This is a genomic window from Burkholderia glumae LMG 2196 = ATCC 33617 (genome assembly GCF_000960995.1).
Taxonomy (GTDB): domain Bacteria; phylum Pseudomonadota; class Gammaproteobacteria; order Burkholderiales; family Burkholderiaceae; genus Burkholderia; species Burkholderia glumae.
This window is the reverse complement of the sequence record NZ_CP009435.1, coordinates 2,232,474-2,256,462: the sequence shown is the minus strand read 5'-3', so window position 1 is coordinate 2,256,462 and position 23,989 is coordinate 2,232,474. Positions and strand designations below refer to the sequence as shown.

At 73.1% G+C, this 23,989-nt stretch carries 25 protein-coding genes; 10 read left to right on the top strand and 15 right to left on the bottom strand.

Annotated features, from left to right (window positions below):
• Window positions 1-167: 167 nt before the first annotated feature.
• From KS03_RS22755 to mdcA, 11 genes are all read right to left on the bottom strand, one after another.
• Window positions 168-368 carry a hypothetical protein gene (locus KS03_RS22755; RefSeq protein ID WP_012735183.1) on the bottom strand — a complete coding sequence of 67 codons (201 nt, stop codon included), beginning with the start codon at window positions 366-368 and terminating at the stop codon, window positions 168-170.
• Between the two features lie 167 nt (window positions 369-535).
• Window positions 536-1,165 carry a glutathione S-transferase family protein gene (locus KS03_RS22750; RefSeq protein WP_012735182.1) on the bottom strand — a complete coding sequence of 210 codons (630 nt, stop codon included), beginning with the start codon at window positions 1,163-1,165 and terminating at the stop codon, window positions 536-538.
• 79 nt (window positions 1,166-1,244) lie between these two features.
• Entirely contained in the window at window positions 1,245-2,093 is an 849-nt protein-coding gene (locus KS03_RS22745; RefSeq protein WP_012735181.1) for an alpha/beta hydrolase family protein, read from the bottom strand.
• 288 nt (window positions 2,094-2,381) lie between these two features.
• Window positions 2,382-2,915 (bottom strand): phospholipase D-like domain-containing protein, encoded by a 534-nt coding sequence (locus tag KS03_RS22740; protein WP_012735180.1) that lies wholly within the window; start codon window positions 2,913-2,915, stop codon window positions 2,382-2,384.
• A gap of 136 nt (window positions 2,916-3,051) precedes the next feature.
• Window positions 3,052-3,993, bottom strand: a complete 942-nt coding sequence (locus KS03_RS22735; protein ID WP_012735179.1) for an acyltransferase domain-containing protein — start codon at window positions 3,991-3,993, stop codon at window positions 3,052-3,054.
• Window positions 3,990-4,985: a triphosphoribosyl-dephospho-CoA synthase gene (locus KS03_RS22730; RefSeq protein ID WP_012735178.1), complete on the bottom strand. Its 996-nt coding sequence runs from the start codon at window positions 4,983-4,985 to the stop codon at window positions 3,990-3,992. The genes KS03_RS22735 and KS03_RS22730 overlap by 4 nt, the downstream gene beginning before the upstream one ends.
• On the bottom strand, window positions 4,982-5,710 hold the full coding sequence (mdcG, locus tag KS03_RS22725; RefSeq protein ID WP_012735177.1) for a malonate decarboxylase holo-[acyl-carrier-protein] synthase: 729 nt from the start codon (window positions 5,708-5,710) through the stop codon (window positions 4,982-4,984). Before mdcG ends, KS03_RS22730 begins: the two co-directional genes overlap by 4 nt.
• Entirely contained in the window at window positions 5,685-6,401 is a 717-nt protein-coding gene (locus tag KS03_RS22720; RefSeq protein ID WP_012735176.1) for a biotin-independent malonate decarboxylase subunit gamma, read from the bottom strand. Before KS03_RS22720 ends, mdcG begins: the two co-directional genes overlap by 26 nt.
• Window positions 6,398-7,312 (bottom strand): biotin-independent malonate decarboxylase subunit beta, encoded by a 915-nt coding sequence (locus tag KS03_RS22715; protein WP_012735175.1) that lies wholly within the window; start codon window positions 7,310-7,312, stop codon window positions 6,398-6,400. The genes KS03_RS22720 and KS03_RS22715 overlap by 4 nt, the downstream gene beginning before the upstream one ends.
• Window positions 7,309-7,626, bottom strand: coding sequence for a malonate decarboxylase acyl carrier protein (gene mdcC, locus KS03_RS22710; RefSeq protein WP_012735174.1), 318 nt, complete (start codon window positions 7,624-7,626; stop codon window positions 7,309-7,311). The genes KS03_RS22715 and mdcC overlap by 4 nt, the downstream gene beginning before the upstream one ends.
• Window positions 7,627-7,721: 95 nt before the next feature.
• Complete coding sequence (mdcA, locus tag KS03_RS22705; protein WP_012735173.1) at window positions 7,722-9,368, bottom strand: malonate decarboxylase subunit alpha; 1,647 nt, start codon at window positions 9,366-9,368, stop codon at window positions 7,722-7,724.
• 252 nt (window positions 9,369-9,620) lie between these two features.
• On the opposite strand from mdcA, the gene KS03_RS22700 reads away from it, so the two are divergent.
• The gene (locus KS03_RS22700) at window positions 9,621-10,469 is read left to right on the top strand and encodes a LysR family transcriptional regulator (protein WP_012735172.1); all 849 of its coding nucleotides are present in this window, start codon (window positions 9,621-9,623) and stop codon (window positions 10,467-10,469) included.
• Between the two features lie 173 nt (window positions 10,470-10,642).
• On the opposite strand, the gene KS03_RS22695 is transcribed toward KS03_RS22700, so the two are convergent.
• Both KS03_RS22695 and KS03_RS22690 read right to left on the bottom strand, forming a co-directional pair.
• Window positions 10,643-11,563, bottom strand: coding sequence for a 3-hydroxyacyl-CoA dehydrogenase NAD-binding domain-containing protein (locus KS03_RS22695; RefSeq protein WP_012735171.1), 921 nt, complete (start codon window positions 11,561-11,563; stop codon window positions 10,643-10,645).
• A 195-nt stretch (window positions 11,564-11,758) separates the two neighbouring features.
• Window positions 11,759-13,624, bottom strand: a complete 1,866-nt coding sequence (locus KS03_RS22690; RefSeq protein WP_012735170.1) for a phosphoenolpyruvate carboxykinase (GTP) — start codon at window positions 13,622-13,624, stop codon at window positions 11,759-11,761.
• 636 nt (window positions 13,625-14,260) lie between these two features.
• On the opposite strand from KS03_RS22690, the gene KS03_RS22685 reads away from it, so the two are divergent.
• The 4 genes from KS03_RS22685 to KS03_RS22670 all read left to right on the top strand — a co-directional run bounded on the left by KS03_RS22685 (window position 14,261) and on the right by KS03_RS22670 (window position 18,274).
• Entirely contained in the window at window positions 14,261-14,701 is a 441-nt protein-coding gene (locus KS03_RS22685; protein ID WP_012735169.1) for an Hsp20/alpha crystallin family protein, read from the top strand.
• 31 nt (window positions 14,702-14,732) lie between these two features.
• On the top strand, window positions 14,733-15,185 hold the full coding sequence (locus KS03_RS22680; RefSeq protein WP_012735168.1) for an Hsp20/alpha crystallin family protein: 453 nt from the start codon (window positions 14,733-14,735) through the stop codon (window positions 15,183-15,185).
• 228 nt (window positions 15,186-15,413) lie between these two features.
• Window positions 15,414-16,685 (top strand): DUF2242 domain-containing protein, encoded by a 1,272-nt coding sequence (locus KS03_RS22675; RefSeq protein ID WP_012735167.1) that lies wholly within the window; start codon window positions 15,414-15,416, stop codon window positions 16,683-16,685.
• Between the two features lie 848 nt (window positions 16,686-17,533).
• Complete coding sequence (locus KS03_RS22670; RefSeq protein ID WP_012735166.1) at window positions 17,534-18,274, top strand: HAD family hydrolase; 741 nt, start codon at window positions 17,534-17,536, stop codon at window positions 18,272-18,274.
• 80 nt (window positions 18,275-18,354) lie between these two features.
• On the opposite strand, the gene KS03_RS22665 is transcribed toward KS03_RS22670, so the two are convergent.
• Window positions 18,355-18,687: a DUF2322 family protein gene (locus KS03_RS22665; protein WP_012735165.1), complete on the bottom strand. Its 333-nt coding sequence runs from the start codon at window positions 18,685-18,687 to the stop codon at window positions 18,355-18,357.
• 247 nt (window positions 18,688-18,934) lie between these two features.
• On the opposite strand from KS03_RS22665, the gene KS03_RS22655 reads away from it, so the two are divergent.
• The 4 genes from KS03_RS22655 (at window position 18,935) to KS03_RS22640 (ending at window position 22,072) form a co-directional block, all read left to right on the top strand.
• Window positions 18,935-19,510, top strand: coding sequence for a flavin reductase family protein (locus KS03_RS22655; RefSeq protein WP_012735164.1), 576 nt, complete (start codon window positions 18,935-18,937; stop codon window positions 19,508-19,510).
• A gap of 382 nt (window positions 19,511-19,892) precedes the next feature.
• Entirely contained in the window at window positions 19,893-20,660 is a 768-nt protein-coding gene (locus tag KS03_RS22650) for a DeoR/GlpR family DNA-binding transcription regulator (RefSeq protein ID WP_012735163.1), read from the top strand.
• 252 nt (window positions 20,661-20,912) lie between these two features.
• Window positions 20,913-21,596: an HAD family hydrolase gene (locus tag KS03_RS22645; protein WP_012735162.1), complete on the top strand. Its 684-nt coding sequence runs from the start codon at window positions 20,913-20,915 to the stop codon at window positions 21,594-21,596.
• A gap of 107 nt (window positions 21,597-21,703) precedes the next feature.
• Complete coding sequence (locus KS03_RS22640) at window positions 21,704-22,072, top strand: NUDIX hydrolase (protein ID WP_012735161.1); 369 nt, start codon at window positions 21,704-21,706, stop codon at window positions 22,070-22,072.
• A 27-nt stretch (window positions 22,073-22,099) separates the two neighbouring features.
• Here KS03_RS22640 and KS03_RS22635 read toward each other — a convergent pair whose 3' ends face one another.
• Window positions 22,100-22,780 (bottom strand): flavin reductase family protein, encoded by a 681-nt coding sequence (locus KS03_RS22635; protein WP_012735160.1) that lies wholly within the window; start codon window positions 22,778-22,780, stop codon window positions 22,100-22,102.
• A gap of 417 nt (window positions 22,781-23,197) precedes the next feature.
• Between KS03_RS22635 and KS03_RS22630 the strand changes: the two genes are divergently transcribed.
• Window positions 23,198-23,641 (top strand): DUF2471 family protein, encoded by a 444-nt coding sequence (locus KS03_RS22630; RefSeq protein WP_012735159.1) that lies wholly within the window; start codon window positions 23,198-23,200, stop codon window positions 23,639-23,641.
• Window positions 23,642-23,989: the final 348 nt, after the last annotated feature.

Sequence of the window (23,989 nt, the reverse complement as noted above, 5' to 3'; positions counted from 1 at the left end):
CGCCCGCCCCGCTCCACGACGCCGCGCCGACCGCTCCCGGTCGGCGCGGCGTTTTTTATCGGCGGGCCGCGCTGCCGCCGGCCCGTCCGCCATGCCGATCCCGCCCAAAAACAAACACCCCCGCGTCCGCGGGGGTGTCGTGTCGATCGGTGCGGGGCGCGCGGCACTCAGTGCACGGCGCACCCGCGGCAGGCGAGGTAGCCGGCCAGCGAGCGCGAGCGCTCGACCACCTTACGCACCCCGCGCCCCGCCACCACGAAACCGACCTGCCCGAGATTGAAATCGAGCGTCACCATCAATTGCATCAGCGCGACCATCGGCAGCACGACGGACGGGTGATACAGGCGATTTTCGATCAGGGATCTCATGGCAGGCTCCGGCGGACAGGCAAGGATTCGACCTGGTGGATTCTACGAATTGCCTTGTCACCGATAAATGCGCGGATCCCGAAGTCACTTGTTGGCGCGCCTGAACAATCGCTGCGCGGCGCCTGCCCGCCCCGGCCAAGCGCCATGCAGGCACCGGCCTGGGCGCGTCAGCCGAGCGGCGTCTCGGCGAACGCCGGCAGCGCCTCGGCGCGCTCGGACAGGGCCGCGATGGTCGGATAGCGCGCCGCATCGACGCCGCCCAGGATCGGATGATCGCCGCGCACGTACTGCGTGAAGCGCCAGGCCACGGCCGTCGTGACGTCGGCCTGGGTGATTCGCTCGCCGAGCAGCCAGCCGGTGGTGCCGACGATGCGCGCCTCGAGCGCGCCATAGGCGCCGTCGAGCTGCCCGAGAACCCGGTCGAGCCAGGGCTGGTGCTGCTTGTCGTCGGGGCGCAGGCCGTATTCATAGACGATCTGCACCGTCTTCTCGATCGCCGCCAGCGCGAGTCCGATCAGTTCGAGCGAGCGCAGCCGGCCCGCCGCATCGACCGGCAGCAGGCGCCGCTCCGGCTCGACCAGATGATCGAGGTAGTCGACGATCAGCGACGAGTCGAGCACCATGGTGCCGTCGTCGGTCAGCAGCGTCGGCGCCTTCACGACCGGATTCACCGCCTTGAACGCGTCGAAGTGGCGAAACACCGACAGCGGCTCGTGCTCGAACGAGAATCCGAGCAGCTTGGCCGACACCGCGGCACGGCGAACGTAGGCGGAATCCAGCATTCCGATCAGCTTCATCTGAGTTTCACTCCGGTGGACGGGGAGCGCTCAATGTAACAGCATTGCGCGGGCATGGGAGGCCAGCGCCGGGCGCCGCTCAGGCCGAAGCGAGCCAGGCGAGGGCCGACGGCCAGAGCGCGCGGTTGTCGTCGCGGAAGTAGCCGTCGCGGCCGATCGGCTGCTGGCCCGCGTGCGGGGCGATCTCACGCAATTCGACACGCGCGCCGGTGAAGCGGCGATGCAGCGCCGCGACGGCCGTGCGCGGCGAGAACGGATCGTCATCGATCGCGTAGGCGAGCAGCGGGCCGCGATAGGCCGCGAAGCCGGCGCGCCCTGCCGCAGCGATACCGGCCGCCGCGTCCCGGCAGCCGCGCGCCCAGTCGAGCGCGATGCTGGCCGGCACCTCGGCGCCGTCGGCGCCGACCAGGCGCCACGGCACGCGCGCCACCACCCGGCCCGCGAGCGGCAGCACGCCGTGGGCAAGCAGCGCGAGCACGAGGCGCGCCGCGCCGCGCGCATCGGCCCAGTGGCCGGTGCCGGCGGCGATCGTGACGATGCCCTCGAGCCGCGCCAGGTTCGGCGCCCCGCCGAGTAGCCGGCCGCCCTCGCCGTGGCCGACGGCGAAGTAGCGCGCGCCGGGCGTGCGGGACACGAGACAGTCGAGCGCGGCCGGCAGGTCGGCCTCGCCCCAGTGCCGCAGCGTCGCGCGCTCGGGCCTGCCGCCCGGTGCGCGCGAGCCGCCGGTGCCGCGGTAGTCGAAGCACAGGACCGTGAAGCCGGCTTCGGCGAGGAACCGCGCGTAGCCGTCGTAGCGCGCGCGCGGCATGCCGAGCGCGCCGCTCAGCAGCACCGCGCGTCCGTTCGATCTGACGGGAATGTAGAGCGAGCCCATCAACGGTCTTCCGTCGCGAGCCGCGAACTGGAGAGTCTCGACCGTGGTCGCCATCGTCTGCCTCGTCGTGGGAGCGGCTATTGTGCAAGCGAATCACGCGCTCCGCCACCTGCACCGCGCACGCCGGGCCGTCGCCGGCACGCTGCCGGCCCGGCCGCGAGGGTGCGACCGGCACGGCAGGCCCGCCAGATACCGCCCCGGAGCGGCATGAGGGCCGGCTGACGACGGCACCGCGGCCGGCAGGCACCGCGCGGCCGGAAGCGCCGCCGGCCCGTTCGCCCGAGCCGCGGCGGCACGGCTCGATGGCGCGTCAGACGGCGCCTTCGGCGCCGCGGTAGCCGCTCAACGGCCCCCGGCCAAACGATAGACGCGCCAGAACGCATGAGTGTAGGTCTGCGCCAGCTGCGGCACGCCGTGAAATACGCTCACCGCACCGCCCGCCCCGGCCAGCTCGGCCGGTGCCCCGACCGCAACCGCGTCGTCGGCGATCACGAACGGCTGGCGCAGCAGCCCCGGCCGGCGCGTGGAGGCAAGACCGATGCCCGCCTGCGCCAGGAACGCCGCGCCGCTGTAGCGCCCGTGGCGAGCCGAGCGGTCGAGCACGACACGCACCGCGACGCCGCGCCGGCAGGCGTCGCGCAACGCCGCCGCCAGCGCCGGCGGCACCGCACCATAGCCGGCCACCAGCACGCGCCGGCGCGCGCCGCGCACGAGTTCGACGGCGGGATCGACGGGCGCGTCGTCGGCCGAGAAATAGGCGCTAGCGGCGTTGCGCGCGTCCGCGCCGAGGAACGGCTTCGGCAACGCGAAAACATCGGGGCCGGCGAGCAGGAGAATCGCGCCGACGAGCGAGACGAGGCAGGCATGCGGTTTCATCGGGCGCGTATTGTAGTCACGCCAGATCGGGCCGCAAGCGGTTTGCGCCGAGCGTGGCGCCGCGACGACGCCCGCGCGTGCGCCGCTCGACAAGCGGGCGGCGACGCGTGGCGCCGCCCGCTCGCGGCGCGCCCGATCAGCCGCCGGCCACTCGCGCCAGCCAGGCCCGCACGCCGTCCCACGAACGGAAATCGGCGAGGCTGCGCGCCGGAATCGCCGGATAGGTGCCGGCCGCCATCTCGGCCAGCGCGCGCCCCGGCCCGAGCTCGACGAAGGCGCTCGCGCCGGCCTCCACGCAGGCGGTGAGGCAGGCTGCCCACTCGACGGGCTCGGCGATCTGCCGCGCGAGCTTGTCGAGGCCGCTGCCGTGATCGATCACGACGGCGCCGTCGATGCCGCTGACGAGCCGCGTGCCCGCCGCGCCGCGGCCGAGCCTCACGGCGCCGAGCGCGGCGCGGAACACCGGCACCGCCGAGGCCAGCCGGCGCGTATGCGAGGCGATCCGCACCGGCACCGGCACGACGCGGGCGGCGCCCTGCGCGCGGGCCGCGTCGGCCAGTGCGGCCAGCGCGTCGGCCGCGCCGGCCAGGACCCAGGCATCACCGGGATTGACGATCGCGATCGCGGCATCGCAACCGGCGCAAAGCGCCTCGACGGCGGCGCGTCGCAGCCCGCGCACGAACAGCATGCCCTCGTCGCCGGTGCTGGCCGCGTCCATCGCGTCGGCACGCGCGCCGATCAGGTCGAGCGTGTCGCTTGCGCCGATCCGCCCGGCCACATGCCAAGCGGCGATCTCCCCGACGCTGTAGCCGGCCACGCAGCGCCGCCCGGGCAGCAGCGGCGCGAGCCGCGCATGGGCCGCCAGCGCGTGCAGCGTGCAAAGCCGCTGCGCCGCGCCGTTGCCGCGCAACGCATCGTCGCCCGCCGTGCGTACCCAGTCGCGCGGATCGGCGCCGAACCAGCCTGCCGCCTGCGCGAACAGCGGCTCGAGCGAGGCCGGCATGCCGCCCTCGCCGATCAGGTCGAACATGTCGGGCCCTTGCTGTCCTTGCCCGGAGCACAGCAGCGCGATCGTCATGGCGCCTCGCTGGCGGCCGCGAACAGGCTCATCGCGAGCAGGTCGGCCGCGCCGCCCGGGCTCAGCCGGCGCGCGACGAACGCCCGGTGGACGGCCTCGGCACGCGCGAGCCAGTCCGGCGCGCCGATGCCGCCACGCGCGAGGAAATCGCGCGCGCGGCGCTGCGCGAACGCGAGGCCGCCGGCGCCGCCGCGATGCAGCAGGTTGGTGTCGCCGACGGCCGCGATCAGCGCAAAGCAGGCCTGCACGCGCGCGGCGGACGCATCGCCGGGACGCAGCGCCTGCGCCTCGCGCAGGGCCGGCACTCCGATCCGGTAGACGCTCGGGAAGCCACTCGCGGCCTCCTGACGCGCGCCACCGACGCCGTGGCGGCGCCCCGCGATCTCGCCGTGGCTATCCGAGGCGCGCGGCCCGACGAGGATGTCGGCCCCCCACTGTCGCGCGACGATCTCGCCGAGGGTCGCGGCCGCGCCGGGTGCGGATGCGCTCGCAGCGGACCTGCCCCGAGCCAAGCCCTCCGCAACCGACGAGCAGACGGCCGACACGCCCGAAACCGGCGCCTTCGAGGCCGGCCCGCTCACGGCCGGCCTCCCCGAGGCGAATCGGTCCGCCCCCATCGCGGCGCGCAGGCCGGCTGCCGCGCACAGCAGGCCGAGCCCGAAGATCGCGCCGCGATGCGTATTCACGCCGCCCGTCGCCGCGAGCATCGCGTGCTCGGCGCGCAGGCCGATGCGCCGCAGCACGGCCATCTGCGCGCGCGCGGCGCCGGCCGCCGCGAGTTCGGCCAGATACGGCCGGATCGCGGCCGCGCTGCGTGCGAAGGTGCCGGCATCCATGTCGTCGTGACTGCCGCTGTCCACCTCGCTGACCAGCCCCGGCTTCGGCCAGGTTTCGACCTCGAGGCGCAGGCAGGCCGCGCCAAGCTCGGCGATCGCTTCGGGCGAGGCCGGCGCCGCGGCCCGCGGCCATGCCGCCCGCAGCCCCGGCGTCATACGGCGCCCTCCAGGAACGCGCGCGGCGTCATCAGCGCCACCCCGGCCGCCGTCTTCACGACGATCTCGTCATGCGCGCCGCGCGCGGCATGCCATTCGCGCCAGTTCGCGCCGGCGCCGTCGGCGCGAATCAGCTCGCCGTCGATGCGCATCGGCGCGGCCCTGTCGCTGGCGGCGATCGCGTCGAGCAAGGCGGCCAGCGCGTCGCCCCCGCCGGCCGAACCGGACAATCCGGCCGGCAGCTCGAACAGCAGATCGAGATCGGAACCCGAGGACAGATAAGGCAGCCCCGTCAGCGCCTGCCAGGCGAGGCTGCCGAACGCGCGGCAACCGATGCGATGGCGGCGCGCCAGCGCATCGAGCGCATCGAGCGTCGCGCGCCACGCCTCGGGCGCGGCATCGCGCAGCGCGGCCAGCGCGGGCGGCGCCTCGCTCGATGCGATCGCCTCGCTGGGCGCCATCAGCGCGATGCGCCGCTTGCCCATCGACGGCGGCAGCGGCAGACCCAGCGGCACGCCCGGCGCGCCTGCCTCGCACGGTCCGGCGCGCCGCACCATCAGCGGCCGGCCGCATGCGGCCCATGCGCGGATCACGGCCGCGTCGGCGGCCGGCAATGCCAGCCGCTCGACGAGTGGCTCGGCGAGTGCCGCCCACGCGGCGGGCGCGAGGCGCACGACGCGGTGGCGAACCAGCGCGGCCTCAGCCGGCCGCGCGGGCGAGCGCATGAACCCGTTGCGCGATGCGCGCCGCCGCCGGGCGACCGCCGCGCGCCTCGCCGAGCCGGTCGCGGCCGTCGGCGCGCGCGGCTGGTTCGGCGAGCCAGCGCGCGAGCTGCGCCGCGAGCGCTTGCCCGGGATCGAGCACCGCGTCGACGGCGCCCGTCTGTTCGAGGTTGGCGAGTCCCGGCGCGAACACCGCCGTCGATTTGGCCTTCTCTTCCAGCACCTCGAGCGGCAGCTTGGTCACGCGCGCCATCGACGGCAGGTCCATCACGGCCGGCTCCGCGCCCGGCAGCGCGAGCAGCACTCGGGTCGCGAGCGCGGTCGCGATGAACGCGCCGGCCGCCGTGCCGCCGTACAGCAGCCCGACGGTGGCGTGGCCGCGGCCGCTCGCGAGCATCAGGGTCTTGGCCAGATGCGACAGGCATTCGTTGAGGCCGAGCAGCTCGTCGCGCTTGCTCATGCGCTGGCTGCCGCTGTCGAGCAGCACGAGGATCGGCGTGCCGCCGCCGCGCCGCACCGTCTCGAGCACGCGCGCCGACAGCCACAGCGCCTCGTCGACGCCAACGAACGCGCGGCCCGACACGCCGATCAGGTCCACGCGCCGGCCGTCGAGCGTGGCGCGGCCGGCCAGCAGGCCGTCGTCGCGGCGGGACACGTCGTGGTCGAACGACGCGAGAATGTCGTCGAGCGTCATCGCGCGCCTCCCTGAAGGCGCTCGGCGAGCGCGGCGAAGGTCTCGCCGGGCATCGCGGGAATCGCCTCGGCCTCGGCTTCGGTCGCGCCGAGCCGGCGCCAGATTTCGCGCGCGTCGCCGCAATCGTCGAACGCGGCGAGCCGCGCCTCGAGCCGCCTCTGTTCGGCCTCGAGCAGGTCCAGATCGAAGCCGTGGGGCGCCGCGAGCAGCGCGAGCGCCGCGGCACGGAACGCCGGCAGCGTGTCCTCGACGAAGCGCTCGACGCCGCCGATCAGGCGGCGATGCTTGCCGCCCATGGTGCGCCAGACCAGCGCGCGGTCCTTCGAGTCGAATTCCTCGACGCCGCGATTGGTCTCGATCACCTCCGGCCCCGACACGCCGATGCGCCCCGGCTCCGACACCGCCAGCGCCGAGCAGCAGGCGGCCAGCAGGCCGCCGCCGCCATAGCAGCCGGCCCGCCCGCCGACCAGCCCGATCACCGGCACGCCGGCCGCACGCGCATCGATCAGCGCGCGCATGATCTCGGCGATCGCGAGCTCGCCCGCGTTGGCCTCCTGCAGCCGCACGCCGCCGGTATCGAACAGGACCAGCACCGGCATGCCGAGCTCGCGCGCCGCGCGCAGCAGCCCGGTGAGCTTGGCGCCGTGCACCTCGCCGAACGCGCCGCCCATGAAGCGCCCTTCCTGCGCGGCCACCAGCACCGCGCGGCCGTCGAGCGCGGCACGCCCGACGATCATGCCGTCGTCGAACTGGCGCGGCAGGTCGAACAGCGGCAGGTGCGGGCTCATCTCGCGCTCGGCCGGCCCGACGAACTCGGCGAACGTGCCGGCGTCGACCAGCCCGTCGATGCGCTGGCGTGCCGACGCCTCGTACCAGCTCGCGCCGGCCGCGATCGGATCGACGCCGTTCATCGCGCGCCTCCCTCGATCGCGCGCACCGCCTGCGCGAGCCGCAGCGCGACCGTGTCGGGCCGCGCGCCGCCGTCGTTGATCGACAGCCGCAGGCCGCCGGGCGAGCGCCGCTCGACGAAATCGGCGACCACCGCCTGCCAGACCTCGCCGAAGCCGGCGGCGGCGGTCTGGATGTCGATCTCGCACGCGTTGCCGGGCAGCACGCGCTCGACCAGCACCTCGAGATTGCCCGACGCGACCACGCCGACCAGCGCCGAGGCCGCATCCCCCGCCGCGCGCCCGCGCGCGACATGACGATAATTGAGCTGTTCCATTCGATCCCTCCGTCCTCGGCCGTTCGCGCATGCGCGCGGGGCCGCGGGTTGTCATGCGACGCGGTGCGTGCCGCCAGCCGCGTCGCGCGGTGCCGTTACCAGTTCCGAAAGCGCGACGGCGGCGCGTAGAGCCCGCCCGACCAATGCACGAGATCCTTCACCGAGCGCGCGGCCAGCAGCCGCCGGTCCGCGTCGAGCGGATCGATGCCGAGATCCTCGGGGCGGCGGATCACGCCGCGCTCGCGCAGCCGTTCGACGAGCCGCCGGTCGCGGCCGCGGCCCACCGCGGTGTAGCCCGCCACGCCGCGGATCGCGTGCTCGCGCTCGTCGGCGTCGCGGCACAGCAGCAGGTTCGCGATGCCTTCCTCGGTGACCACGTGCGTGACGTCGTCGCCATACACCATCACCGGCGCGAGATCGAGCGCAAGCTTGTCGGCCAGGCGCAGCGCGTCGAGCCGCTCGACGAACATCGGCACGTTCTTCTCGCCGAAGGTCTCGCCGATCTGCACCACCAGCTTGCGGCCGCGCCGCAGCGCCGCCGGCGTGGCCGGATCGGCCTCCTCGCCGGCCTTCAGCCACGGCTGGCTCGGGTGGCGCCGGCCGCGCGCGTCGCTGCCCATGTTCGGCGCGCCGCCGAAGCCGGCGATGCGGCTCTCGGTGACGGTCGACGAATGGCCGGCCAGGTCGATCTGCAGCGTCGAGCCGATGAACATGTCGCAGCCGTAGAGCCCGGCCGTCTGGCAGAACGCGCGATTCGAGCGCAGCGAGCCGTCGGCGCCCGTGAAGAACACGTCGGGGCGCGCGCGGATGTACTCGTCCATGCCCACCTCGGAGCCGAAGCAGTGCACCTGCTCGACCCAGCCCGACTCGATGGCCGGGATCAGCGTGGGATGCGGATTCAGCGCCCAGTGCGTGCAGACCTTGCCCTTCAGGCCGAGGCGCGCGCCGTAGGTGGGCAGCAGCAGCTCGATGGCGGCCGTGTTGAAGCCGATGCCGTGGTTCAGGCGGCGCACGCCGTAGGGTTCGTAGATGCCCTTGATCGCGAGCATCGCGGTGAGGATCTGGGTTTCGGTGATCGCGGCGGGGTCGCGCGTGAAGAGCGGCTCGACGAAGAACGGCCGGCCCGCCTCGACCACGAAATGCACGCGGTCGCCCGGGATGTCCACGCGCGGCACGCGCTCGACGATGCGGTCGACCTGCGCGATCACGATGCCGTCCTTGAACGCGGTGGCCTCGACCACGGTGGGCGTGTCCTCGGTGTTCGGGCCGGTGTAGAGGTTGCCGTCGGCATCGGCGCTGACCGCCGCGATCAGCGCGACCTGCGGCGTCAGGTCGATGAAGTAGCGCGCGAACAGCTCCAGGTAGGTGTGGACGGCGCCCAGCTCGATGCGGCCGCCGAACAGCAGCTTCGCGATGCGCTGCGACTGCGGGCCGGAATAGGCGTAGTCGAGGCGCCTCGCGATGCCGCGCTCGAACACGTCGAGGTGCTCGGGCAGCACGATGCCGGACTGCACCATGTGCAGGTCGTGGATCTTCGCGCTGTCGACCTCGGCAAGCGCCGCGGCGAGCAGGTCCGCCTGCTTCTGGTTGTCGCCCTCCAGGCAGACGCGGTCCCCGGGGCGCAGCACCGCCTCGAGCAGTGTCGTCGCGTCGCCGGCCGCCACCCGCTTGCCGCGCGCGAGAGGCGCGCCCGCCGCGAGGCGCGCGTCGCGCGCTTGCCGCGCATGATTCCATCCCGTCATTGCCTCTCTCCTGCGATGCGTGTCCGGTATCAGGTCGTGGCACGATTCTAAGCCGCACCACGCCCGCCATTGATGATGTTGCCCAATGTCACTCAGAGGCTGCGCCGATCGATGCCGTCTTGCCGTAGACTGCTGCGACGGCGCGCGAGCGGGCCGGCCGCCGCGCCCGCCGGCCAAGCGGGCGCGGCCCGCCGGCCCGGCGCCCGCCCTCGGCCGCCGGCCCTCGCCGGCGGCGCTTCCCGGGATTTCGCCATGCGTCCGTTACCGCCCGAGCTGCTGCGCAGCTTCGTCGCCGTCGCTCAGACCGGCAGCTTCACCGCCGCGTCGGAGCGCGTCAATCTCTCGCAATCCACCGTCAGCCAGCATATCCGCCGGCTCGAGGAACTGCTCGACCGGCCGCTGTTCGAGCGCGACACGCGCAACGTGCGGCTGTCGGCCAACGGGGAGGCGCTGTACCGCTACGCGGGCCGCATTCTGGAACTGATGGACGAGGCGGTGATGTCGGTGTGCGGCCCGCCGCTGTCAGGCAAGGTGCGGCTCGGCATGTCCGAGGATTTCGCCTCGACCCATCTGGCCGCCGCGCTCGCCAGCTTCATCCAGCGCAACCCCGGGATCGAGCTGGAAATCGCCACCGGGCTGTCCGGCGACCTGTTCGCCGCGCTCGACGACGGCCGCCACGACCTGGTGTTCGCCAAGCGCATCGCCGGCAGCCGGCGCGGCCGCGTGATCCGCACCGAGCCGCTCTACTGGTGTACCGGGCCGGGCTCGCCGATCACGGGACGCGAGCCGGTGCTGCCGCTCGCGCTGCACCCGGAGCCGAGCGTGTCGCGGCGGCGCGTGCTGGAAACGCTCGACGCGATCGGCCAGCCCTATCGGATCGCCGTATCGAGCAGCAGCATCGCGGCGCTGCGGGCCGCCGCGGCGGCCGGGCTCGGGGTGTCGGCGTTCGCCGGCTACGTGATTCCGCAGGGCCTGGCCCGGCTTGATGCCGGCCTGCCCGCGCTCGGCGACCTCGAATACGTGATCGACCGGCCCGCGTCCGCCTCGCGCTCCGCCCTCGCGCTCGAGGCCACGCTGGTGGCGGCCGCCGCCGAGTTCTGAGCCGGCACGCGGCACGGCCGGTTTGCGGCCGGCCTGGCTTGGGCCGGCCCGCCCTCGGCAGCGCAGCGGCGCCCGCCTCCGCGGTGGGCGCGCGGCGGGCGCGCGGTGGGCGCGCAACCGGCTCGCGCGGCGCTCCACCGCTGAACGCGGGCCGCTCGATGCCGGCGCCGCACTCAGGGCAGGAAGCTGCGGCGGCGCGCCTCGATCAGTTCGGCCAGCAGCCGGTCGCGCTCGGCGCCCCACTCGGCGATCGGGCGCGCGCCCTGGATCGCGCGCAGCTCGTCGCCGAGCTGGCGGTCGACGCGTGCGTCGAACGACGGCGTGCCGAGATCGTCCCACCAGCTCGTGATCGGCCCGGCCAGATGGTCGAGGAAATGCTCGATGCCGCCGTCGCCGCCGCCGAGGTGATAGGTCAGCGCCTGCCCCATCAGCCCCCAGCGCAGCCCCGGCCCCCACGACACGGCCTTGTCGGCGTCGGCCACACTGACCACGCCCTCGCCCACCAGGTGATAGACCTCGCGGAACAGCGCCGCGGCGAGCCGGTTCGCGACGTGGCCGGCCATCTCGCGGTTGAGCACGATCGTGACCTTGCCGAGGCCGTCGTAGAAGCGCTTCGCGCGCTCGATCGTGTCGCGCGAGGTGGCCTCGCCGCCCACCAGCTCGACGAGCGGAATCAGATGCGGCGGGTTGAACGGATGCGCGATCAGGCAGCGCCCGGGGTGGCGCTCGCAGGCGGTCTGGATCGCCGACATCTTGAGCCCCGACAAACTCGAGGCGATGATGGCCTCGGCGCCCAGTCGCGCGTCCATCGCGCGATACAGCTCGCGCTTGAGGTCGAGCCGCTCGGGACCGTTCTCCTGCACGAACTCGACACCGTCCAGCGCGGCGTCGAGTTCGGCCGCAAAGCGCAGCCGCGGCGCGAGTTCGCCCAGGCGCGCCTCGCCGAGAACGCGCCTGAGCGAAGCCTGCAGCCGTGCTTGCGCATCGGGCGCCGGGTCGCTGACCACGACCTCGAAGCCGTGGTCGAGATAAAACGCGGCCCAGCTCGCGCCGATCACGCCCGCGCCGACCACGGCGATTCGTTGGATGTCCATGAACCCGTCTCCGATAGCGATGAACGGCGACGATTGTCGCATCGATCGACACGGACGCGTCCGATCGCCCGCCGGGCACACGCAGCGCGGCGCACCACCGGCCACCCGGTTGCGCCCGCAACGAATTCCTCATAAAAAATGCCGTGCGGCCCGCAGCCCGCGCGGCCTCGTCGCCCGCGCCCGGCGCGGGTTGCGTCAGCCGGCCAGACGGGCCTCGAACCTCGCGCGCGTATCGGCCAGCGCCTTGGGCAGGCGCGCCTTCAGCCGGTCGAACAGCTCGTCGTGCAGCGCAAGCTCGTCGCGCCACGCATCGCGATCGACCGACGCCACCTGTTGGTACTGCTCGGGCGTGAACGCCAGCCCGTCCCAGTGCAGATCACCGTAGCGCGGCGTCACGCCGAGCGCGTGCTCGACGCCCTCGCCGCGCCCGTCGAGACGCTCGAGCATCCACTGCAGCACGCGCATGTTCTCGCCGAAGCCCGGCCACGCGAAGCGGCCCTGCGCGTCCTTGCGGAACCAGTTCACGCAGTAGATCTTCGGCAGCGTCGCCCCGGCCGCTTCGAGCCGCGCGCCGAGCGCGAGCCAGTGCGAGAAGTAATCGCTCATGTTGTAGCCGCAGAACGGCAGCATCGCGAACGGGTCGCGCCGCACCACGCCCTGCTGGCCGGCGGCCGCGGCCGTCGTCTCGGAGCCCATGGTGGCCGCCATGTAGACGCCTTCGACCCAGTCGCGCGCCTCGGTCACGAGCGGGACCGTGGTCGAGCGCCGGCCGCCGAACACGAACGCGTCGATCGCGACGCCGGCGGGATTGTCCCAGTCGGCGTCGATCGACGGGCATTGCGAGGCCGGCGCCGTGAAGCGCGCGTTCGGATGCGCGGCCTTGCGGCCCGTCTCGCGGCCGATCTCGGGGGTCCAGTCCTTGCCCTGCCAGTCGCGCAGATGCGCGGGCGGCGTGTCGGTCAGCCCTTCCCACCAGACGTCGCCGTCGTCGGTCAACGCGACGTTGGTGAAGATCACGTTCTCGCGCAGCGTGGCGAGCGCGTTCGGGTTGGTCTTCTCGCCGGTGCCGGGCGCCACGCCGAAATAACCGGCCTCGGGGTTGATCGCGTAGAGCCGGCCGTCGGCGCCGGGCTTGAGCCAGGCGATGTCGTCGCCGATCGTGGTGACCCGCCAGCCCTCGAAGCCTGCCGGCGGGATCAGCATCGCGAAGTTGGTCTTGCCGCAGGCCGAAGGGAAGGCCGCCGCGATATGGCGCTTGGTGCCGTCCGGCGCGGTCACGCCGAGGATCAGCATGTGCTCGGCGAGCCAGCCCTGGTCGCGGCCCATGGTCGAGGCGATCCGCAGCGCGAAGCATTTCTTGCCGAGCAGCGCGTTGCCGCCGTAGCCCGAGCCGTAGCTCCAGATCTCGCGCGTCTCGGGAAAATGGACGATGTACTTGGTGTCGTTGCAGGGCCAGCGCACGTCGGACTCGCCGGCCGCGAGCGGATGGCCGACGCTGTGGACGCAGGGCACGAAGTGGCCGTCCTCGCCGAGCACGCGATACACGTCGCGGCCCATGCGCGTCATGATCCGCATGTTGACGACCACGTAGGGGCTGTCGGACAGCTCCACGCCGACGTGCGCGATCGGCGAGCCGAGCGGCCCCATCGAGAACGGCACGACGTACAGCGTGCGGCCGCGCATCGCGCCGCGAAACAGGCCGTCGAGCGTCGCGCGCATTTCGGCGGGCGCGACCCAGTGGTTGGTCGGGCCGGCGTCGTCGCGCGACTCGCTGCAGATGAAGGTGCGATCCTCGACGCGCGCCACGTCGGAGGGGTCGGACAGCGCGAGGAACGAGTTCGGCCGCTTGCGCGGATCGAGCCGGATCAGGGTGCCCTGCGCGACCATCTGTTCGCAGAGCCGGTCGTATTCGGCCTGCGAGCCGTCGCACCAGACCACGCGCTGCGGCTCGGTCAGCGCGGCGACGCGCGCGACCCAGTCGATCAGGCCGCGATGCGCGACGTAATCGGGTACGTCGAGCGAGACGGAATGCCTGGCCTCGACCGCATGGCTTCGGGTCATGGTGTTCTCCTGGTAGTGGGAAAGCGAATTCGGGGGCGCGCCTGTCAGCCTGGACATCGCGGCGCGCCGATGCTGCCCGGCCGGGCGCGCGGCAGTTCTCGGCCGCGCGTGCCAGGCCGGCCGCCGGGCGGCATCGGTGGACGGGACGAGGCTCGGCGCGATGCGGCCGGAACGGGCCGGCCGCCGGCGCGGCGCGCGCCGGCGTCGAGGACGGAAGCGATCGCGTCGATCGGCATTGCCGATACGAATCCTCGTCAGAAAAAGCGGGAGAATCAGCATACCATCGCGCTCCCGCAGTGTGGGACGGCCGCGCGGCAAGCTAGGGGATGATCCCGATAGGGATCGCCCTAAAGCGATGGGGCACGACCCCGCGTGGCCCCCCGCGCCAGCCCGCCGGGCCGCCGTTGCAGCGCGAGGGGGACGCGAGGCACCGCCGCGATCCGCGGCCGGTTCGATGCCCGCGCAAGCATCGATTCGCGGCCGCCGCATTTTTCCCTCTTGAATTCGCCGGCGCCGCTCCTACCTGTGGAGCCATGAGGCGGTTGCGCTGGGCGCCGCCGGTTGACCCCGCATCGCACACGTCGCGCGCCGTTCACGCTCACGCTGCGCGTGCCGATCTTCGAGAGGATTCGAACCATGACCACTTATCGTTTCGGTGCCGGCCTGTTCGGCGAACTCGACCGGCTGCAACGGCAGATGTCGGGGCGGTTCGCGGCGCCGAGCTTCACGGCCGCGGCGCGCGCCGGCCGCTTCGATGCGTTCCCGCCGATCAACGTCGGCCTCACCGACGAAGCGATCGAGATCGTCGCGCTCGCGCCCGGCATGCAGGCTGCCGATTTCGACGTGACCATCGACAAAGGACTCCTGACGATCACGGGTGAGCGCAAGCGATCCGAGGATGCCGCCGATTCGCGCGTGCTGGCCAGCGAACGCTTCGCCGGACGCTTCCGCCGCGCCGTCGAGCTGCCGCCGACGGCCGATGCCGGGCAGATCCAGGCGCGTTACGAAAACGGCTGCCTGCGCATCCGCATCGCGAAGCGCGCGACATCGCAGCCGCGTTCGATCCCGGTTCAATAACGTTCAATCATCTGCCGCGAGGACTATCGCCATGACCACCACTCCCGAACTCATCGAGCGCCCCGCCGCCGTCGCGCCGGAGCCGACCGCAGCGGCGCCGCAGGCCGCCGCGCCGGAAGCGTCCGCGCGGCGCGAACCGGCCCGGAGCCTCGTCGTCACGCCGGCCGTCGACATCGTCGAGGACGCACAGGGCGTGACGCTGCGCGCCGACCTGCCCGGCGTCGAGAAGGCGGGCCTGGACCTGCGCGTCCAGGACGCGCGCCTCACGATCGATGCGCGCGCCGAACTGCCCGAGACGCCGGGGCTGCGCGTGCAGCATGCCGAATGGCACGCGCCGCGCTACCTGCGCAGCTTCAGCTTGAGCCCGTACCTCGACACCTCGCGCATCGACGCGAGCCTGCGCGACGGCGTGCTGACGCTGCGGATCGCGCGCCGCGAGGAAGCGCTGCCGCGCAAGATCGAGATCGGCACGGGCGCGGCCTGATCCGCCCCTCGCGCGGCGGGCGCCGCCGCGCCCGCCGAGCCGCCCCGCCGGGCGAGCGTGCGGCCCGTGCCGCCGCCGTCCAGGCGGGTTTTTTCGTGTCGGACCCAACACCGCCACTGCGGAGCGGCATCGGGGGAAACTATAATAGCGGCCGGTCACGCCTTCGGTCCGGCGCCGCCTCGAGCGGCGGCGGGCGCGTGCCACGTGGCCCACCCTCTACCCGACGCCATGCACAATCGATCCAGACTGATTTCCCTCACCTGCGCGCTCGCGGCCTCGGCCGTGCTGGCGGCCTGTTCTTCGGCTCCCAAGCCGCTTTACACGCAGGAGCAGTTCGACGCGTCGAGCAGCCCTTACACGCACACCTTCCACGAGAACGCGACGGCCACCTGCGAGGCGGCGCGGCGCGCGCTGCTGAGCCAGGGCTACATCACCAACCTGACACGGCCCGACACCGTGGACGGCAGCAAGAACTTCCAGCCCAACAGCGATTCGCACGTGACGATCGAGTTTCACGTGGTCTGCGTCGACGCGGACGCCGATTCGACCTCGGCCATCGCCTACGTGAACGCGGTGCAGGATCGCTACACGCTGAAGAAGGCCACCACCTCGGCGAGCGTCGGGCTCTCGGTGCTCGGTTCGGTGTCGCTGCCGATCGGCTCGAGCGACGACTCGATGGTGAAGATCGCGAGCGAAACGATTCCCGCCGGGGTGTTCTACGACCGCTTCTTCAAGCTGGTCGACCACTTCCTGAAGGTCGATCCGGCGCGGCACGGCAAGGCCGCCGCCAAAGCCGCCGAGAAGGAGCCGGTGGCACCGCTGCCGGAGCCGGCGCCAAGCACCGGCGCGCCCGGCGACGACGGCGCGGTGAAGCTGAAGACGCCGGCCGTGCCCACCCCGTCGGCGCCCGCGCCGGTGTCGGGCCTCGCGCCGGTGCCGGTCGCGGCGGCCGGCGGCGCGCTCGCCGCCGCCGTGCCGAACCATACCGTGACGGCCACGCCGGCAGCGTTCCCGGCGGTGCCGCCGGCCGCCGCCTCGCCTACGCAGGCCGCAACGAACCGCGGCGCGGGGGCGGCCCCCGCGAACGCGACGCACGACGCGAACCCGGCGAACCCGGCACCGAGCCCGGCCACTGGCTCGGCGAGCGGCCCGCAGCCCGTGGTTGCCTCGACCGGCACCTCGGCCGTGACCACCGGCTCGGCCGGCCGGCCGATCGCCACGCCGTCGGCCGATGCGGGGGCCGCGCCGGCCGACGTGCAGTCGGCGCTGGCGATGCCGCACGCTTCGGCCGCGAAGCCGGCCACGGCGGCCGGTCCGATCCCGGCATCGCAGGCCGCAGCGGCCGCCGCCGACGCAGGCAGCGCCGCAGCCGGCGCCGCGAACCCGCCGGCCGCCAGCGCCCCCGCCGCCGCTCAGCCGGCATCGGCTGTCCCGGCCGCCCCCGCTTCCACCCCCGCCCCCGCTTCCGCTGCTCCGGCAGCGGCCGGCAGCGCGCAATAAGCGCGCGCCGCGCTCGATCCCAGCCGGCCTCACCTCGGGTCCGTTGCGCTCGAGTTCGGCGATGCACGCCATCTCGTCAGCACCGGGCCGCGGGTCGCGGACCGGCGGCTTGCCCACCGGATTCGCGCGCCGAATCGACGGTGAAAGCACCGCATAACCGAGTTGCAGCGCCCGGCCAGCGCGAGCTGCGCGGGCCTCGCGCCGCGCGCGGCCGCGATCGCGCCGAGCACGACGGGCTTGCCCCGCAGCTTGCCGCAGGCCGGCGGCAGATACGAAGTCACGGCGCGCGGCGACTCATGATTCCTGACCTGTCGACGGGGAGGACGCAAGACCGATGCGGGCGGCCCACCGCGCGCGCCGGCCGGAGCACCATGAACCCGCGCCGCGGCCGGCCGATATGCTCGGGCTCGCCGCCAAGGCTCGGCGGGTGGCCGACTCGGGCGCCGGCGCATCGGCAAAGCCACCGGCAGCAGGCCCGGCACGGCGGTCGCGGCGCCAACGAGCGGCACCGCCGCGTAGGGTAATTTGGCAATGAATTCGATAAAATACGTATTAAATTTTTTATTTATTTAAATCAGATAAATAAACTGCCGAAGCATCAACAGAAATCGTATCCCATGCGTCGCGCTTCTTGGTGCCGAGTCGGCCGCCGTCGCGCGTCGATTTTCTTCCGATCATTGGCGGTCGCGCTTTTGCCCGGGTTCCTGCGCAGGCCTTTTTTCCCCGCGACAATCGGTGCCGAGACCCGTGCGGCGACGCTGCCCCGAAGCCGCTTGCCGCAAGCCGGCCGCGCCGTGCCTCGTGCCGACCGATGTTACCGGTATGATTAGCCGTTACAGGAGAAACACATGCCATCCCCCCTCCCCACCCCGCCGCGCGAGGGCCGCGCGCTGATCAGTGACTGCGACGGCGTGCTGGTCGACAGCGAAGCCATCGCCGAGCGAATCGTGATCGACCGGCTCGAAGCGCTCTGGCAGATCGAAGGCGTGCACGACGCGATCCGTCCGCTGCTCGGCATGCGCACCGCCGTCGTGCTGACCGAGGCCGCCGCTGCGCTGGGCCGCGTCATCAGCGAGGAACAGATCCATTCGATTCGCGAGGAAATCCGCGCGCGCGCGGGCGAGGCGCCGCAGATTCCGGGCGCCGTCGAGGCGCTGCAGGCGCTGCCGCTGCTGCTCGCATGCGCCAGCAACAGCGATCTCGACTACGTGGAGCGCGTGGTCGCGCGGCTCGGCCTGGACGCATGCTTCGGCGGCCGGCTCTTCACGGGCGACCGCGTCGCGCAGCCCAAGCCGGCACCCGACGTCTATCTGGCCGCCTCGCGCGAATTGCGGGTGCCGCCCGCCGGCTGCGCGGTGATCGAGGACAGCGTGACGGGAGCGCGCGCCGCGCTCGCGGCCGGCATGACCGTGCTCGGCTTCACCGGCAGCGCCCATCATCCGGGCGAACGCCGCGCGGCGCTGCGCGAGATCGGCGTCCATGTAACGTTCGAGCGCATGAGCGAGCTGCCGGGCCTGGTCGAGCGCTGGCTCGGTGACGAATTCGGCGTGGCGAGCGAGGCAGGCGAGCGCGCCGGCTCGGCAGCCTGACGACCGCCGGCATCGCGAACCGCGCGGACCGGGGCAGGAAAGCCGCGCTCGGGCAGCCGGATGACCGGCGCGGCGGCCCGTCAGGCGGCCGCGATCACGTCGATGCGCAGCGCCGCGCCGCCCGCGGCGATCCCGAGCAGCCGGTCGACGTTCGGATGCGCGCCGGGGCGCTTGCGCGCGTCGGCCGTATGCTCGCCGAACACCGCGAGGCCATGCTCGGCCGCGCGTGCGTCGAGCGTGCCGAATGCCTGTCGCAGATAGTGATAGACGGCCAGCGAGCCCTGCTTGCCCGGCTGATTCTCGATGGTGGCGACGACGGCGCCGCCGGCATCGACGAGTTCGATCCGTTCGATGCCGGCGATCGACGGCAGTTGCGCGAGATTGTCCTTGAAGACAGGAGTCGGTTGAATCACGGCGGGTTCCTCGGGTTCGGGAAAAGTCGGGGGCTGGTATGGTAACGGAAGCTAGCGGGCGGCAGCGCAGAGCCGCAAGCGCGAATGGCCGCCCGAGGCCGAGCCGCCCGCCGCCCCATGCCGCCGCCGCGCGCACGCGCCGGCGCGGCGCGAACGGCTCGGTTGCCCGCCTTGCCGCGCCGCGCCGGCGCGCTGCCGCGCGTGCCGGTAGAATCGGCCGCTTCGCCCCAGCTTCCGATACGCCGTCATGACGCATTTCGCTCCCGTCAGGCTCGAACACGCGAGCCGCCTGCTGAACCACGGCCCGACCGTGCTCGTCACGAGCCGCGACGGCTCGCGCCGCAACCTGATGGCCGCGGCCTGGTCGATGCCGGTCGAATTCACGCCGCCGCGGCTGGCCGTGGTGATCGACAAGACCACGTTCACGCGCGAGCTGATCGCGGCAAGCGGCAGCTTCGGCATCGTGGTGCCGGGCCTCGCCGCCCTCGACCTGACCTTCGCGGTGGGCAGCACGAGCGGGCGCGACGGCGACAAGTTCGCGCGCTACGCGATCGACGCGCGGCCCGGCCCCGTGCTCGGCGTGCCGGTGATCGAGCGCGACTGCTTGGCCTGGCTCGAATGCCGGCTGATCCCCGAGCCGCATACCGAGCAGGCCTACGACACCTGCTTCTGCGAGGTGGTGTCGGCGGCGGCCGACAGCCGCGCCTTCTCGAACGGCCACTGGACGCTCGACGACGGCAACGCCGCCCTGCGCACCATCCACCATCTCGGCGCCGGCAAGTTCGTGCGCGCCTCGGACCTGATCGCCGCGAAACCGCTGTAAGCGCTGTCAGGGCGGCCGGCAGGCGCCGTGCCGCCTTCCGTCGCACCGGCCTCCGCACCGCGCTCATCGCAGCGCGCTCGGATTGGCGGCCCGCGCCTCGCGCCAGCGTTCGCATTCGCGCGTGGCCAGCGCGAGCCGCGGCGTAAAGCCGGCGCGCGGGCGCGGCGGGCGCCGTGCGGCCACGCTTCGCGAAACGATGCCCGGCCGGCGCCACGCGCTCCCTCGGCGCGGCGGCGAACGCGCGCCGCAGGACACCGTCGAACGCCGCCGCGCCGCGCGGGCTGCCCCGCAACTGCCACGCAAGCCTGCAACACTGGCGCCTCGCCGCGGGCGCGAATCCCCCTGCGGCCAGACGCAGGCGCCTTCGACAGGACGACATCTCATGTGGCAGGAAGACCGTCATCAACGCATCCGCGCACTGCTCGGCGCGCTGCAGCGCGTGTCGATCGAGCGGATCATGGCGGAACTCGGCGTCTCGCGCGAAACCGTGCGACGCGATCTGCTCGACCTGGAGGCGCTCGGCGCGCTGGTACGCGTGCGCGGCGGCGCGCTGCTTCCCGATGCGACGCTGCCGGCCGCTCGCGCGCCGGCGCGCGAGCGCATCGAGCGCGCGATCGCGAAGGCCGCGGCCGGCCAGGTCGGCACCGGCCAGACGCTGTTCATCGACGCCGCCCCGCTCACCCGCGCGCTCGCCGACCAACTCGCGACGCTCACCGGCCTGACCGTCGTCACCAACTCGCTCGAGGTGGCGGCGCGGCTGTGCACGCCGGGCGGCCGCGCGGGCCCGCCCAACCAGGTGGTGGTGCTGGGCGGCACGCTGGGCGCGCGCACGCTCGCCACGGCCGACGCGCAGACCGTGCGCGAAGTCCGGCGCCATCGCGCCGATCTGGCGCTGCTGGCGCCGGACGGGCTCGACGCGCAGCACGGCGCAAGCCACGCCGACCGCGCCGAAGCCGAGGTCGCGCGCGCGATGTGCGAGGCCGCCGAGCGCGTCGTGATGCTGGCCGACGCCGGCCGCCTCGGCCGGCGCAGCCGCATCGCCTACTGCCCGAGCGAGGCGATCGACCTGCTCGTCACGCCGCGCGACGCACGCGGCGCGGCCGGCTTCGCCGCGCTCGCCGAGCGCGTGCCCAGGGTCGTGCTGGCCTGAGCGCCGCCGCCGGCCGCTGCCGCCAGGGCCGTCGAGGCCTCATGCAGCGGCCCGTTGCACGGCGCGCGCGCCGCGCTGCCCGGCTCACGGGCTTGCAGAGTTTTGCTGATTTGTCATTTTGGGGAATTCTCGTTAGGATTTTTCGACTTTTCGGTCAGTGCCTCACGCCGCCGTCCAGCCGCTCATGCGCCGCCCCCCGGAACTCAGCGCGTCCGTTCGCCCCGTTCGTTCACAGATTCTCAGGAAGTCCCGATGAGCCGTCACCTCGCGCTGTTCGATCTCGACCACACCCTGCTGCCGCTCGACAGCGACCAGTCGTGGGCGCACTTCCTTGTGACGCTCGGCATCGACGGCGCCGCGCAGCACGTGGAATCGATCGACCGGCTCTACCGCGACTACGCGGCGGGCGTGCTCGACATGGACGGCTACCTGCGCCTGTCGCTCGCGCCGCTCGCGCGCCATTCGCGCGCGCAGCTCGACGCCTGGCACGCGCAATACATGACGGACGTGATCGAGCCGGCGATCCTGCCGGCCGCGCGCGAGCTGATCGCACGGCACGCGGAGGCGGGCGACCTCTGCTGCATCGTGACGGCCACCAACGCGTTCGTCACGGCACCGATCGGCCGCGCGCTCGGCTTCGAGCACCTGCTCGCGATCGAGCTCGGCACCGAGGGCGGCGACCCGGCCGCGCGCTACACGGGCCAGCCGATCGGCGTCGCGACGTTCCGCGAGGGCAAGATCACGCGCACCGAGCAATGGCTCGCCTCGCTCGGCCACCGGCTCGACGATTTCCCGCGCAGCTTCTTCTATAGCGATTCGATCAACGACCTGCCGCTGCTCGAGCGCGTGACCGATCCCGTCGCCACCAACCCCGACGCACGATTGCGCGCGCTGGCCGGCGAACGCGGCTGGCCCGTGATCGACCTGTTTGCCTGAGCCCCGCCTGGACGCCGACGCGCGACGCGGCGCTCGATTCGCCACCGAACCCGGCCTCGCCGGCCCAACCCGCCGGCCTTCGCCGCCCAGACCGATCACGGATACCGATGAAAGAACGCGCCACCATCCTGTGCCGCCGCGCCAACAAGATCCTGCTCGTGACGCGCCCGCGCTCGCGCTGGGCCCTGCCGGGCGGCACGATCCACCCGGGCGAGTCGCCGCTCGAGGCGGCCCGGCGCGAGCTGTACGAGGAAACCCGGCTCGACGGCATCGAGCTGCGCTATGCGTTTCAGTTCGGGGGCCTGACGAAGCGCCATCACGTATTCATCGCCGACGTGCCGCGCGGCCTCAAGGCGATCGCCAGCAACGAGATCACCGACTGCCGCTGGTTCGGCCGCACCCGCTTCGCGACGCTCGCGGTCAGCGTGCCGACCCGCAAGATCATCGAGCTGGTGCAGAAGATGCCGGCGCGCTAGGGCCGCCGGCCGGGCGGCCGGCGCGGCTCAGCGGCCGCCGAGATCGAACGCCTGCCCCATCCGCTCGGCCTCCTCGGGCGACTGCGGGCGCGCCAGCTCGAACATCGCCGCCGGCTCGATCACCGCGTAATCGCCGCGGCCGCCCGCGCGCAGCACCGGGCGCGCCTCGGCGGTGCGATACACGCCGTCGCGCAGCAGTTCGCGGCGGATGTGCACGGCCACCACCTCGCCCAGCACCAGCCAGGTGTCCAGCTCGCCGCCGCCGGCATCGGTGAGGCGCACGATCTGCGTCTTGCGGCATTCGAAGTGGGCGGGGCTGGCCGCCACGCGCGGTGCCCGCACGCGCCGCGATGGCGCCAGTTCGAGCCGCGCCACGGCCGCCTCGCTCTCGCCGCGCGGCAGCGGCGCGCAACTGATGTTCATCTGCTCGGCGAGCGCCCGCGTGGTCAGGTTCCAGACGAATTCGCCGGTCGCGTTGATGTTGGCCACGCTGTCCTTCCAGCCCAGGCTCGCGAAGCCGACGAGCGGCGGCTTGTAGTTGAAGCCGTTGAAGAAGCTGTAGGGGGCGAGATTCGGACGACCGTCGGCATCGACGCTGGAGATCCAGCCGATCGGGCGCGGTCCGACGATCGCGTTGAACGGATCGTGGGCGAGGCCGTGGCCGGCGGCCGGCTCGTAGTAGTGGTAGAGATCGTCGGGGGCGGACATGGAAGCTCCTGCAAGGCGATGAATCGACGCCGGCCGGCGGCGGCGCCCGGGCGCGCGCCGCCCGGCGGGCAACGTCCGCAACAGTACCGGAATCGCCGCCGGCCTGCAGACGCGCACCGCCGAAGCCGCCCGTCGATCGCGCCGCCTCGGTCGCACGCCGGGCGCGCGGCCGGCTGCTCCGGCAGCACGTGGTCGGCTTGCCGGTGGCGTGGGCGGGCGAGGATCCGCAGGCGCGCTCGAGCGTGGACGCGCGTATTCCGCTCGATCGGCAGGATCACGGGATCGGCCAGCGCGGTCGCAATCGCCGGCCGCGCGGCTCGCGGCGCGCCGTCGTTGAATTTCCCGCTCGCGACCGATTGCATGCCGCAAAAAGACTGTATATATTTACAGTACCCGATCACCCGACGAGGTCTTCCGATGACGACGATGACGACGATGTCCGAACCGAGCCCGACCGGCCAAGCCGGCGCACGCCCCGACGCCGACTGGATGGTCGACGATTACGAACTCGAGCAGATGGCCGCCGACCGCGCGCGCCATCGCGCCCAGCAGGACCTGCAACAGGTGCTGGTCGCGCTCGCGCGGCGGGCGTTCGGCCCGCGCCGCGGCAGCCCGTTCGGCGAGCTGCGCGGCCCGAGCTGGGGCATGCTGCTGGCGATCGAGGCGCGCGCGTTCGGCGACCCCGGCCTGCGCGCGCGCCACGATCCCGCCGTGCTCGCCACGCTGCCGCGGCTGGCCGGCCGCCGCGGCATCGAGGACGAACTCGATGCCGAGGCGAACCTGCGGGCCGACGACGACGACCTGCCGCTCGTGATCGGCGTGGCCGCCGCGCTGCTCGGCGCGCACGACAGCGAACTCTGAGCGGCCGGCGGCCCGCGCCGGGCCAAGTGCCGGTCCGCTGATCGACGGCCGTCGCCTGCCGGCGATGCCGTCCAGCCCCGGCATCGCCGGCCCATCGTGCCATGCCGGCTATGTGCGCACGATGGTTTGCCGCCGCGAGCGCGGCGAGGAGCGGAGCCTTGCCCGAGATGTCGAGCCAGTGCCGGCGGCGCCGCGGCGACGGCTGCGGAAAACATCGGGAAACCGGGAAATCGACATGCCGCACACAATCGGCCAGGCAGGCCGTCGAGCCGCGGCGCATCCGGCCGCGCCGGCAGCTCGCGATACCGCACGGCGCCGCGGCCGCCGCCGGGCTCGATCGCAGGGTCG

What these genes read in the sequence shown, in the direction of transcription:
- KS03_RS22680 (WP_012735168.1), top strand. Translation starts at nt 14,733, where the DNA reads ATGACCACCACTCCCGAACTCATCGAGCGCCCCGCCGCCGTCGCGCCG.
- KS03_RS22695 (WP_012735171.1), bottom strand. Translation starts at nt 11,563, where the DNA reads ATGGACATCCAACGAATCGCCGTGGTCGGCGCGGGCGTGATCGGCGCG.
- KS03_RS22755 (WP_012735183.1), bottom strand. Translation starts at nt 368, where the DNA reads ATGAGATCCCTGATCGAAAATCGCCTGTATCACCCGTCCGTCGTGCTG.
- KS03_RS22630 (WP_012735159.1), top strand. Translation starts at nt 23,198, where the DNA reads ATGACGACGATGACGACGATGTCCGAACCGAGCCCGACCGGCCAAGCC.
- KS03_RS22685 (WP_012735169.1), top strand. Translation starts at nt 14,261, where the DNA reads ATGACCACTTATCGTTTCGGTGCCGGCCTGTTCGGCGAACTCGACCGG.
- KS03_RS22655 (WP_012735164.1), top strand. Translation starts at nt 18,935, where the DNA reads ATGACGCATTTCGCTCCCGTCAGGCTCGAACACGCGAGCCGCCTGCTG.
- mdcG (WP_012735177.1), bottom strand. Translation starts at nt 5,710, where the DNA reads ATGCGCTCGCCCGCGCGGCCGGCTGAGGCCGCGCTGGTTCGCCACCGC.
- KS03_RS22715 (WP_012735175.1), bottom strand. Translation starts at nt 7,312, where the DNA reads ATGAACGGCGTCGATCCGATCGCGGCCGGCGCGAGCTGGTACGAGGCG.
- KS03_RS22720 (WP_012735176.1), bottom strand. Translation starts at nt 6,401, where the DNA reads ATGACGCTCGACGACATTCTCGCGTCGTTCGACCACGACGTGTCCCGC.
- KS03_RS22730 (WP_012735178.1), bottom strand. Translation starts at nt 4,985, where the DNA reads ATGACGCCGGGGCTGCGGGCGGCATGGCCGCGGGCCGCGGCGCCGGCC.
- KS03_RS22640 (WP_012735161.1), top strand. Translation starts at nt 21,704, where the DNA reads ATGAAAGAACGCGCCACCATCCTGTGCCGCCGCGCCAACAAGATCCTG.
- KS03_RS22735 (WP_012735179.1), bottom strand. Translation starts at nt 3,993, where the DNA reads ATGACGATCGCGCTGCTGTGCTCCGGGCAAGGACAGCAAGGGCCCGAC.
- mdcC (WP_012735174.1), bottom strand. Translation starts at nt 7,626, where the DNA reads ATGGAACAGCTCAATTATCGTCATGTCGCGCGCGGGCGCGCGGCGGGG.
- KS03_RS22635 (WP_012735160.1), bottom strand. Translation starts at nt 22,780, where the DNA reads ATGTCCGCCCCCGACGATCTCTACCACTACTACGAGCCGGCCGCCGGC.
- KS03_RS22740 (WP_012735180.1), bottom strand. Translation starts at nt 2,915, where the DNA reads ATGAAACCGCATGCCTGCCTCGTCTCGCTCGTCGGCGCGATTCTCCTG.
- mdcA (WP_012735173.1), bottom strand. Translation starts at nt 9,368, where the DNA reads ATGACGGGATGGAATCATGCGCGGCAAGCGCGCGACGCGCGCCTCGCG.
- KS03_RS22700 (WP_012735172.1), top strand. Translation starts at nt 9,621, where the DNA reads ATGCGTCCGTTACCGCCCGAGCTGCTGCGCAGCTTCGTCGCCGTCGCT.
- KS03_RS22690 (WP_012735170.1), bottom strand. Translation starts at nt 13,624, where the DNA reads ATGACCCGAAGCCATGCGGTCGAGGCCAGGCATTCCGTCTCGCTCGAC.
- KS03_RS22670 (WP_012735166.1), top strand. Translation starts at nt 17,534, where the DNA reads ATGCCATCCCCCCTCCCCACCCCGCCGCGCGAGGGCCGCGCGCTGATC.
- KS03_RS22645 (WP_012735162.1), top strand. Translation starts at nt 20,913, where the DNA reads ATGAGCCGTCACCTCGCGCTGTTCGATCTCGACCACACCCTGCTGCCG.
- KS03_RS22745 (WP_012735181.1), bottom strand. Translation starts at nt 2,093, where the DNA reads ATGGCGACCACGGTCGAGACTCTCCAGTTCGCGGCTCGCGACGGAAGA.
- KS03_RS22750 (WP_012735182.1), bottom strand. Translation starts at nt 1,165, where the DNA reads ATGAAGCTGATCGGAATGCTGGATTCCGCCTACGTTCGCCGTGCCGCG.
- KS03_RS22675 (WP_012735167.1), top strand. Translation starts at nt 15,414, where the DNA reads ATGCACAATCGATCCAGACTGATTTCCCTCACCTGCGCGCTCGCGGCC.
- KS03_RS22650 (WP_012735163.1), top strand. Translation starts at nt 19,893, where the DNA reads ATGTGGCAGGAAGACCGTCATCAACGCATCCGCGCACTGCTCGGCGCG.